Raw genomic sequence first — 8,856 nt, 5'->3', positions numbered from 1 at the left:
TTGCAAGTTCTAGCAATCCCAACTTTGGTTTTAGTATTTTTTCTTGTGTTGTATTCATATCTGACACTCCTTTCCTTTAAAACTTGTCTATATTTTTATCTTACTTTGTTTGCTTGTCAGATCAAGTCTAAACTATTACATAATAAAAAGCCTATACATGCTGCTGCTAAAGCAGGTTATAAAGATATAGTGGAATTTTTTCTTAGTAAAGGAATAGGAGTTGATGATGCTGATGATGATAAATGGACACCTTTACACTATGCTGCTCGTTATAATCACTTAGAGCTTTGTGAATTTCTCCTGGGTCAACATGCTAACATAGAAGCTAAAAATAAGAATAATAAAACACCTTTAGATCTAGCTCGCGAAAGAAATCACATGGAAATAGTAAGTTCTCTAATGCAACCACAATTAGGCCAAAAGATGACTGCAGTTGCGGAAGAAACTATCCAAAAAGTTAAAAATCTTATTGAGCAAAGTGCTAACATAGAAGCTAAAGATATGGATATTTCCAATGACAATTTAAAAAGTGACAGGAGAGCTTCTTCTAATGATAGCTTAGAAAGTGACGGAGATACTGCTCCAGGTACGACTGTAAAAGAGGCAAAAGTAGAATCTTATGCCAAATCAAGAAAGGTACAAAGACAATAAGTTGAAAATGTGATGTAAAAGAGATAAATGGGCATGTGTAACCGAGACTGAGGTATACTAGCCCATCTCTTGATGTATTTGTGTAATCTTTTTCTCTTTTAGCAAATTTTGTAACTCACCTTTTTCATACATCTCGCGGGTTATGTCACAGCCACCAACAAACTCTCCCTTTATATATAATTGTGGAATTGTTGGCCAATCAGAGAAACTTTTTATGGACTGACGTATTTCATCATTCTCAAGTACGTTGATGCATTTAAACTTTACATTCAATTTTTTGAGAATTGACACGACGAGTCCAGAGAATCCACATTGAGGAAAGTCAGAGGTGCCTTTCATATACAGCACTACATCGTTTTCTGCTATGTCTTTTTTTATTTGTTCAAAGTTGTTCATAAATATCACCTTAATTTTAAGCTCCAGTTTCTAGTTGCAATGCATGTATAGACTGACCTTCAAGAGCCTTATATACCATTCTGTGTTGTTCTATTTTTGTCTTTCCAGAAAAACACTTGGAAGTTATTTTTAAATGATAATGATCATCATCTCCAGCAAGGTCCTTAATCTTTATATCAGCATCAGGAAATGATTGTTTGATAATTTTCTCTAACTCGTGAATTGTAATAGTCATTGGTTTATTTTAATTATAAGTCTAAAATATGCAATTGATTATTGTGAAGACAATAGATTCAGCGTGCTGAGAGCACTAGCAAGACGAGATTTTAATTGACTTGCATACTCATTCCAGTCCTCTATTTCCTTTCTTGCCACACCTGAGGTAACGGCAGCTTTTGCAACAGCAGGAGATACCATAGAAATTAATCTTGGATCAAATGGAGTAGGTATTATATATTCACGTCCATAGCTCATTTTACGACCGCCATAGGCTGCAGATATCTCATTCGGCACTGGCTCACGGGCAAGCTTCGCTATTGCATCTGCAGCTGCAATTTTCATTTCTTCATTTATTGTCGTTGCATGTACATCAAGTGCTCCTCTGAATATATAAGGAAACCCCATTACGTTATTGACTTGGTTGTTATAGTCTGACCTACCAGTTGCAATTATTGCATCTGGCCTTACAGACTTTGCAAATTCAGGCCTTACTTCTGGATCAGGATTAGCAAGAGCAAAAATGATCGGGTCTTTACCCATGCTTTTTAACATCTCTTCGCTGAGCACATCCTTTGCAGAGAGTCCGATGAATACATCAGCGCCTTTTATGGCATCAAGTAGAGAACGTTCTTTAGTGTCAATTGCATATTTTTCCTTCCACTTATTCATGTCCTCTTTTCTGTCTTTGTGTATTACTCCTTGTTTGTCACATAGCACTATGTTCTTAGCGCCCATGGACTTTAGTATTTCCAAACACGCAATACCAGCTGCTCCAGCACCATTCATGATGATCTTGACATTCTCTAATTTCTTTTCAGCAATATCGAGGGCATTTTCTATACCAGCTGCAACAACTACTGCAGTGCCATGTTGATCATCGTGGAACACCGGAATATCCATCAACTCATTTAGACGTTTCTCTATTATAAAACAATCAGGAGATCTTATATCTTCTAGATTTATTCCCCCCCAACTTGGACCAAGATACCTTACTGCATTGATGAAATCTTCTATGTTTTCTGTGTCAACTTCTATATCAATTGCATCAATGTCAGCAAAACGCTTAAATAAAACAGCTTTGCCTTCCATGACGGGTTTTGAAGCAAGAGGACCGATATTGCCAAGTCCCAGCACTGCGGTGCCATTTGAAATGACAGCCACATAATTGCTTTTTGCCGTGTAATCATAAACAGCTTTAGGATTTTTAGCTATTGCAAGGCATGGGGCTGCAACACCAGGGGAATAAGCAAGTGATAGGTCATGCTGTGTGGATAAGGGTTTTGTTGGTATAACTGATACCTTACCAGGTTTACCACTTTTATTATGGTACTTAAGTGCTTCTTGTTTTGTGGTGTTATCTAAATCATTATTCATGCTTTGAGCTTATTGTTAGTAATTTCCTAAGTATATGGGGTTTTTATGAATGTTCAACTATTAGCTTGTGAACTCTATTGTACTTCTGTATAAATTTATCTACTATGTAGGGTGATGTGACATGCTTAAGAAAAACGTGCCTAATTTGCTAACAATTTCTCGTGCGCTCGCAATACCGGCAATAATATCAAGCTTTTATATAGAGAGTAAGTATGCAAGTCTAATAACAATATTGATCTTTATGTTTGCGTGCATTACAGATTTTTTTGATGGTTATTTAGCGCGTGCATGGAAAGTCCAATCGAATTTTGGCAAGTTATTTGATCCAATTGCCGACAAGTTAGTAGTAGCTTCAACAATAATCATGCTAGTTTATAAGCACAAGATAGATGATATTACAATTATACCGTCAGTTATAATTGTTTGTAGGGAGATATTAGTTTCAGGTATGCGGGAGTTCTTGATAGCTACAAACGTTAGTTTACCTGTGAGTAAGGCTGGGAAAATTAAAACATTTTTGCAGATGGTTGCTATAGTAGCGTTAATAATGAGTGATTATGAAGCAACTAAATATATAGGTGTGGTTTGCTTATGGGCTGCGGCTGTTATGACTATGTGGTCAGGCTATAATTACGTTCTAGCTGGCATCAAACAGATTGACTAAATTGCTTAAGAGTATACAAAGAAAGTTAATAATTTCATTACATTGACTTAGTAATTAAAATACTATATAATGTATTAGTTCATAAGTTGGTCTGTTCATATGACTAGTATTACAGGCACTAAGTTTTTTTTAAAAAGATCCAAAGGTAAAAAAGGTGCTAAAATGGAAGATTTTTTCTGGGATTTTTGGCCAACAGTTGATGAAGAAGTCAGAAAAGAAAGAGAGGAAGAAAAAAGCAAAAAGCTCGAACAAGAACTATTAACACTAAAAAAAAGAGAGCTACATAGGAAATGTGTATCATTGGTAACAATGGTTCCATTTGCATTATTGATGGCAATTGAGCTCGAAAAAACATGTAGCGATCAGGTATTACTTGGCCTTATAAGCAGCTCATTAGGCCATACTATATTACCTTTCACAACTTTATATCTTATTTGCACACTATATTTAATTTATAATAATAGAAAAATAGCACAAAAAGAACGAGAATTGGAGAATATTGAAAGTGGGAAAACAGTAGAAAAAGAAAAGAGAGACCTTCCTTGTACCGTTGATGATTACTTTAACTATGCTGATGCTGCTTTAGTTACATTAGTTATTGTGGCTAGCATAGTAGGTGAAGCATTGGAGCAAGGAATAATAGGAGACGTAGCTTTTTCAATTTCTAGTCTATTTTACTTTGTAGCGAGTGCTACTTTCTGCTATCGCGAGTACAAGAAAAGTAAAAAATATGAAGTAGAAAAAGAGCAAGATTTTGATGAGAAATCTGAAAAAAAGACAAGCAATATGTCTGCAGCTAAGTTAATGCTCGCTGGTTCTTCTTTATTACTAATCAGGAGAATAATATTGATTTCTGGAGTAGCATTAGCATCATCTGCTGTTGGGCCTGCTTTAGGTCTGGTAGGTATTGCTCTTTTGATGGTAGGAAGTGGATTGATCACACATTCTTATAGTAGAAAGCTAGAGAACGTAGAAGTGAGTGGAAAGGGTGTTGCAATAGGTGGTGGTGCGAGCAATATAGGTAATGGTGGCCAAGAGCCGCTTTTCGTTCGATGATAATGCCAAAAATTTGTTTATTTAGGTAATATTTAGTCTATACTTTATTTTGATCAAAAAAAATCTTATGTATAAGACTTTAATCATATGCTTTTTTCTTCTGACTTGCCCCTTCACGCAGTCGTATGCGAATGATCTTGAACACACTGAAACTGAACTATATGAGGAGGCAGTTAAGCTTTATGATCAGAAAAAATATAAGCAAGCTATTAGAGCATTTCAAAAGATAGAGGATTTGTATCCTTTATCTTATTGGGCAATGAAAGCCAAATTATTGTCTGGGGTTTCTCACTATAATATGGGTAAATACAGCGGTGCTGCAAGTGATATGGATGATTATATATACGTTTATCCAAATGGTGAAGATTTGCCATATGTATATTACTTAAGAGTATTATCTTATTACATGCAAATTAACAAAGTGCAGCTTGGGCAACAAATTGCATATAAAACTTTAGAGCTAGCTACTGAATATATTAATCTTTTTCCGAATAGCGAATATATAGAAGAGATCAAAGAAAAAGAAAAATTAATCACAGAACATATATCAAAAAAAGAGTATTCTATTGGTGAATTTTACCTAAAGCGTGGTGAATATTTAGCAGCAATTAAGCGTTTTCAAGATATGATAAGCGATAAAGATTCTAAATATTCTTCTAGAGTTATTAGTTATTTAATAACAGCTCACTTAGCTCTTGGCCTTGACTTAGAAGCTGAGCAGTATGAAAATATGTTAGTAGAAGGGGTGAATTAGTTTTCTTATGGCTGGTCATTCACAGTTTTCAAATATAAAACATCGAAAAGGTGCTCAGGATGCAAAGCGCTCGCAAAAATTTACGAAGCTCATTAGGGAAATAACAGTTGCTGCAAAACAAGGGCTACCTGATCCCGAGCTTAATCCACGTCTTCGCTCTGCTATCTTTGCTGCGCGAAAGGAAAATCTACCAAAAGATAAAATAGAAACAGCAATAAAAAATGCAACTGGTAACGTTGCTGGAGAAAATTATGAAGAAATACAATATGAAGGCTGCGGACCTTCTGGTACTGCAATTATTGTTCATGCTCTGACGAATAATCGCAACCGAACTGCTTCTGAGATACGTTATATCTTTTCTCGCAAAGGCGGTAATTTGGGAGAAACAGGATGTGTGAGTTACCTTTTCGATCATGTAGGCTTAATTGTCTATAAAGCAGAGGGTATAAATTTTGAAGATTTATTTAACTATGGAATTGAATTAGAAGTATTGAATGTTGAGGAAAATAACAAGGAAGAATTATATGTTATAACTTGTGAAGTGAAAGATTTTGGTAGAGTGCGTGATGCTTTCTATACAAAATTTGGAGAACCAGAACTTGCTCGTCTTTCATGGCAACCAAAGGACCTGATTGAAGTGAGCGACAAAGAATTAATTGATAAATTATCTACATTAGTTGAAGAGCTAGAAGATAATGATGATGTGCAGTATGTTGAAGGTAATTTTATTTTTACTGATAAACTATGAGGCTGGTAATACTTCCACTGCTTTGTATTTTACCAGCATATGCAACTGAAACATTTGCGCAGAAATACTATTGTCATTCCAGTGCCCAGACACTGGAAATTGATTGTAAACAGCACGCTATACAACATTTTCGATTAAAAAACTGTTCAAGCACTGGAATAACAGAAAGCAACCTAAACCACTTTCCAGCGTTACTTCAGCACGGGATCAGGAAAAAAAAAGCTGCTTTGGTGACAGAAAGTGATAGAAAGTTGTTATTCATATCCAGTGACATAAAATCCTCTTTTTTTGACGCAGAAGGTTTGGCGCCAAATACAGTAATGAGATTAATCGACATATATAAAGGTTATGGTGTAGATTTTAAAAAAGACATTGTGCCCAAAAGCAAATTGGAGGTGCTGTGTGAAAAATCACTCAGTAATCAGAAGGCCGAAGAAAAAATTTTATATACTTCACTGACAACAGATAAAAAGGTCATTAGCTTGTATCATTATGAGTCACAAGAAGCAAAAGAAGTGTATTTTAATAAAGAGGGGGTAAGCTTGAAGAGTAGCGAAATTTTTGTAAATCCTTTAAACGGAGATTTTCGTATATCTTCGAAATTTGGTAATAGAAAGCATCCTGTTCGCGGTAAAATTGCTTTTCACAAAGGAGTAGATTATGCAGCTAAGCTTGGCAGTCCCATATATGCTGCTGCAGAGGGTGTGGTAGAATATATAGGAAAGAATGGTGGCTATGGAAATTACATCAAAATAAAACACAAAAATGAATATTCAACTTGTTACGCACATATAAGCAAATTTAGTAGCGATATAAAGTTAGGCTCTAAAGTAAAGCAGGGGCAGATCATTGCTTATGTCGGCAGCACTGGTGTTGCAACAGGACCTCATTTACATTATGAAGTTATATATAATGGTAAACATATTGATCCGCTTACGATAGCTCATGGCAATGAGATAAAGTTGCCTGATCGTGAATTAAGAGAGTTTAAATTATTTGTAAGTAAGGTAGATGAAATAATCAGCAGAGAGGGTGCAAGTGAAAAAGCAATCTGATAAAGACAGCACAGATAAAAATACGATAAGTGATAGAAATCTAAGTAAAATTCAGGCTTTTCCTGTACTAATAGCGCTAGGGTTAATTTTATTGGTACTTTTTGTGTATGACAGCACAATTGCACTTGGAGTTGCTGCTGTTTCAATTTTGACTTTTCTTCAGGCACTTTTCGTTAATGACCCTAATGAAGCAAGAGTGATAGAGTTTTTTGGTCATTATATTGGAACTTATTTTAAGTCTGGAATATGCGTAACGCTTCCGTTTTCGAGTAAATATAGAGTGTCTCTGAAATTTCAGAATATTAACACAGAAAAAATTAAAGTTAATGATGCTAATGGAAGTCCGATAGAGATTTCAGTAGTAATTGTTTGGAGAGTGAGCAGTCCTGCGAAGGCATATTATAATGTTAATAATTATCATGATTTTGTTTTTGTGCAAAGTGACTCGGTAATTAGAGAACTGGCAAGTAATTATCCGTATGATAGCGAAAACGATGAGGAATCTTTGCGTAAAAATTCTGATAAAATTTCAAATGAATTGAGATCAATGCTACAACAAAGATTGAATATTGCTGGAATTGAAATTGCAGAAGCAAGAATATCGCATTTGGCCTATTCATCTGAGATTGCACAAGCAATGCTGAGGCGTCAACAAGCGCATGCCATCACCTCTGCAAGAAAGCATATAGTGCAAAATGCAATAGGAATTATCGAAGAAGTAATAGCCCATTTTGAAAAAAATAAAAGCTTACAATTGGATGGAAAACAAAAGGTTCAATTGATAAACAATTTGCTAGTTGCTCTGATCTCTGAGCAGGATGCACAGCCGACTATTAGTTTGGATAATAATTAGCATAGAAGCCGATTGGGTTTCATGAATGCAAGTCACTGTTAATTTCTTGATTAATAGACTAAATGATGTTATAAATTACACGCATTAGGGGTGCTCTAAAAAAGCTGAGAGTACATAAAGTACAACCCTTTGAACCTGATCTTGTTAAAACAAACGTAGGAAAATGTATGTATATAAATATTGAAGAATGCTTTGGCTTCATCGCGTTCATTACATCTCTCATTGGGTTATTGCCTCAAGTATATAGAGCATATATCACAAAACTTACTCGTGACATATCGATGCTAATGTTGGTGAATTATCTTATTTGTTCATCATCTTGGCTTATTTACGGTATTTGTCAGGGTTTAACTTTTGTGATACTCAGTAATATTGCTGGATTAGTGATCAGTATAATATCAATTGTTCAAAAATGTTACTACGATGCAAAAACTGCACGGAGCGTTTTATAACCATATGCTACATTGTAGCGTGGAGCAAGAATATCGTTCTATTGTAGTACTAAATGGAGAAATGCCTGATTCATCGTTTTTTAAACAAGATATACCTGTTATTGCTGTAGATGGAGGAGCAAACAAGCTTCTATCAATTGGCGTAAAACCTGATCTTGTAATAGGAGATTTGGATAGTATAAATCCGAATTTACGTGCTAATTTAAATACAGTATATCTACCTGATCAAGATTATTGCGACTTTTCTAAAGCAATGGCTCACTTAAAAACAGTAAAGTTATTGCCATCAATAGTAACGGGTATTACTGGAGGAGCAATTGATCATATACTACAAAATATCAACATTTTTTCAAGTACAGATAGTATCTTTTATATGCCTTCGCCTTCCATGGTGGGGTACGCCTTACAAAAGGGTATTACCTATTTTTCCTCTTTGCTAAAAAATACTAAAATGTCCTTACTTGGTATACCGAAAGCTCAAATATCAACTAAAGGATTGTAATAGTTTAGACTTGATCTGACAGGCATGAATTAACTGACAGAAGAATTAACAAAGTCAAAACCAAAATCAGCATCCTGTTTAATGCTATCAATATTTTTCTGATAAGCAATATGCATACTATCAAAAAAGGTT

At 35.0% G+C, this 8,856-nt stretch carries 11 protein-coding genes, 1 pseudogene and 1 riboswitch; of the genes and pseudogenes, 9 read left to right on the top strand and 3 right to left on the bottom strand.

Features of this window, described 5'->3' with window-relative positions; genetic code table 11:
- A partial coding sequence (locus JR053_RS04420; RefSeq protein WP_416603674.1) for an ankyrin repeat domain-containing protein occupies positions 1-651 on the top strand: 651 nt, incomplete at its 5' end.
- 57 nt (positions 652-708) lie between these two features.
- On the opposite strand, the gene grxD is transcribed toward JR053_RS04420, so the two are convergent.
- The 3 genes from grxD to JR053_RS04405 are packed head-to-tail and all read right to left on the bottom strand — an operon-like array spanning position 709 to position 2,640.
- On the bottom strand, positions 709-1,047 hold the full coding sequence (gene grxD, locus JR053_RS04415) for a Grx4 family monothiol glutaredoxin (protein WP_010404780.1): 339 nt from the start codon (positions 1,045-1,047) through the stop codon (positions 709-711).
- Between the two features lie 16 nt (positions 1,048-1,063).
- Positions 1,064-1,282 (bottom strand): BolA/IbaG family iron-sulfur metabolism protein, encoded by a 219-nt coding sequence (locus tag JR053_RS04410; RefSeq protein WP_006012412.1) that lies wholly within the window; start codon positions 1,280-1,282, stop codon positions 1,064-1,066.
- Between the two features lie 38 nt (positions 1,283-1,320).
- Positions 1,321-2,640, bottom strand: coding sequence for a malic enzyme-like NAD(P)-binding protein (locus JR053_RS04405; protein ID WP_010404785.1), 1,320 nt, complete (start codon positions 2,638-2,640; stop codon positions 1,321-1,323).
- A gap of 121 nt (positions 2,641-2,761) precedes the next feature.
- On the opposite strand from JR053_RS04405, the gene pgsA reads away from it, so the two are divergent.
- From pgsA to JR053_RS04365, 8 genes and pseudogenes are all read left to right on the top strand, one after another.
- Positions 2,762-3,304, top strand: a complete 543-nt coding sequence (pgsA, locus tag JR053_RS04400; protein WP_010404788.1) for a CDP-diacylglycerol--glycerol-3-phosphate 3-phosphatidyltransferase — start codon at positions 2,762-2,764, stop codon at positions 3,302-3,304.
- A gap of 99 nt (positions 3,305-3,403) precedes the next feature.
- A complete protein-coding gene (locus JR053_RS04395) occupies positions 3,404-4,360 on the top strand; it encodes a hypothetical protein (protein ID WP_010404792.1) in 957 nt (318 codons plus the stop codon).
- 67 nt (positions 4,361-4,427) lie between these two features.
- The gene (gene bamD, locus JR053_RS04390; RefSeq protein ID WP_010404795.1) at positions 4,428-5,114 is read left to right on the top strand and encodes an outer membrane protein assembly factor BamD; all 687 of its coding nucleotides are present in this window, start codon (positions 4,428-4,430) and stop codon (positions 5,112-5,114) included.
- 7 nt (positions 5,115-5,121) lie between these two features.
- Positions 5,122-5,862, top strand: coding sequence for a YebC/PmpR family DNA-binding transcriptional regulator (locus JR053_RS04385; RefSeq protein WP_010404798.1), 741 nt, complete (start codon positions 5,122-5,124; stop codon positions 5,860-5,862).
- Positions 5,859-6,917, top strand: a complete 1,059-nt coding sequence (locus JR053_RS04380) for a M23 family metallopeptidase (RefSeq protein WP_010404800.1) — start codon at positions 5,859-5,861, stop codon at positions 6,915-6,917. Before JR053_RS04385 ends, JR053_RS04380 begins: the two co-directional genes overlap by 4 nt.
- The gene (locus tag JR053_RS04375; RefSeq protein ID WP_010404803.1) at positions 6,901-7,770 is read left to right on the top strand and encodes an SPFH domain-containing protein; all 870 of its coding nucleotides are present in this window, start codon (positions 6,901-6,903) and stop codon (positions 7,768-7,770) included. Before JR053_RS04380 ends, JR053_RS04375 begins: the two co-directional genes overlap by 17 nt.
- Before the next feature lie 76 nt (positions 7,771-7,846).
- A riboswitch (TPP riboswitch) is annotated at positions 7,847-7,949 on the top strand.
- Positions 7,938-8,222 carry a SemiSWEET family sugar transporter gene (locus tag JR053_RS04370; RefSeq protein WP_010404806.1) on the top strand — a complete coding sequence of 95 codons (285 nt, stop codon included), beginning with the start codon at positions 7,938-7,940 and terminating at the stop codon, positions 8,220-8,222. It overlaps the preceding riboswitch by 12 nt.
- Positions 8,194-8,721: pseudogene (locus JR053_RS04365) on the top strand (thiamine diphosphokinase); the annotation flags it as partial. The gene JR053_RS04370 and the pseudogene JR053_RS04365, both read left to right, overlap by 29 nt.
- Between the last annotated feature and the right edge of the window lie 135 nt (positions 8,722-8,856).

The organism is Wolbachia endosymbiont of Nasonia vitripennis, from assembly GCF_048054115.1.
In the GTDB taxonomy this organism is placed as follows: Bacteria; Pseudomonadota; Alphaproteobacteria; order Rickettsiales; family Anaplasmataceae; genus Wolbachia.
This window is presented reverse-complemented; position numbering and strand designations above follow the sequence as displayed.

What these genes read in the sequence shown, in the direction of transcription:
- grxD (WP_010404780.1), bottom strand. Translation starts at nt 1,047, where the DNA reads ATGAACAACTTTGAACAAATAAAAAAAGACATAGCAGAAAACGATGTA.
- JR053_RS04410 (WP_006012412.1), bottom strand. Translation starts at nt 1,282, where the DNA reads ATGACTATTACAATTCACGAGTTAGAGAAAATTATCAAACAATCATTT.
- JR053_RS04405 (WP_010404785.1), bottom strand. Translation starts at nt 2,640, where the DNA reads ATGAATAATGATTTAGATAACACCACAAAACAAGAAGCACTTAAGTAC.
- pgsA (WP_010404788.1), top strand. Translation starts at nt 2,762, where the DNA reads ATGCTTAAGAAAAACGTGCCTAATTTGCTAACAATTTCTCGTGCGCTC.
- JR053_RS04395 (WP_010404792.1), top strand. Translation starts at nt 3,404, where the DNA reads ATGACTAGTATTACAGGCACTAAGTTTTTTTTAAAAAGATCCAAAGGT.
- bamD (WP_010404795.1), top strand. Translation starts at nt 4,428, where the DNA reads ATGTATAAGACTTTAATCATATGCTTTTTTCTTCTGACTTGCCCCTTC.
- JR053_RS04385 (WP_010404798.1), top strand. Translation starts at nt 5,122, where the DNA reads ATGGCTGGTCATTCACAGTTTTCAAATATAAAACATCGAAAAGGTGCT.
- JR053_RS04380 (WP_010404800.1), top strand. Translation starts at nt 5,859, where the DNA reads ATGAGGCTGGTAATACTTCCACTGCTTTGTATTTTACCAGCATATGCA.
- JR053_RS04370 (WP_010404806.1), top strand. Translation starts at nt 7,938, where the DNA reads ATGTATATAAATATTGAAGAATGCTTTGGCTTCATCGCGTTCATTACA.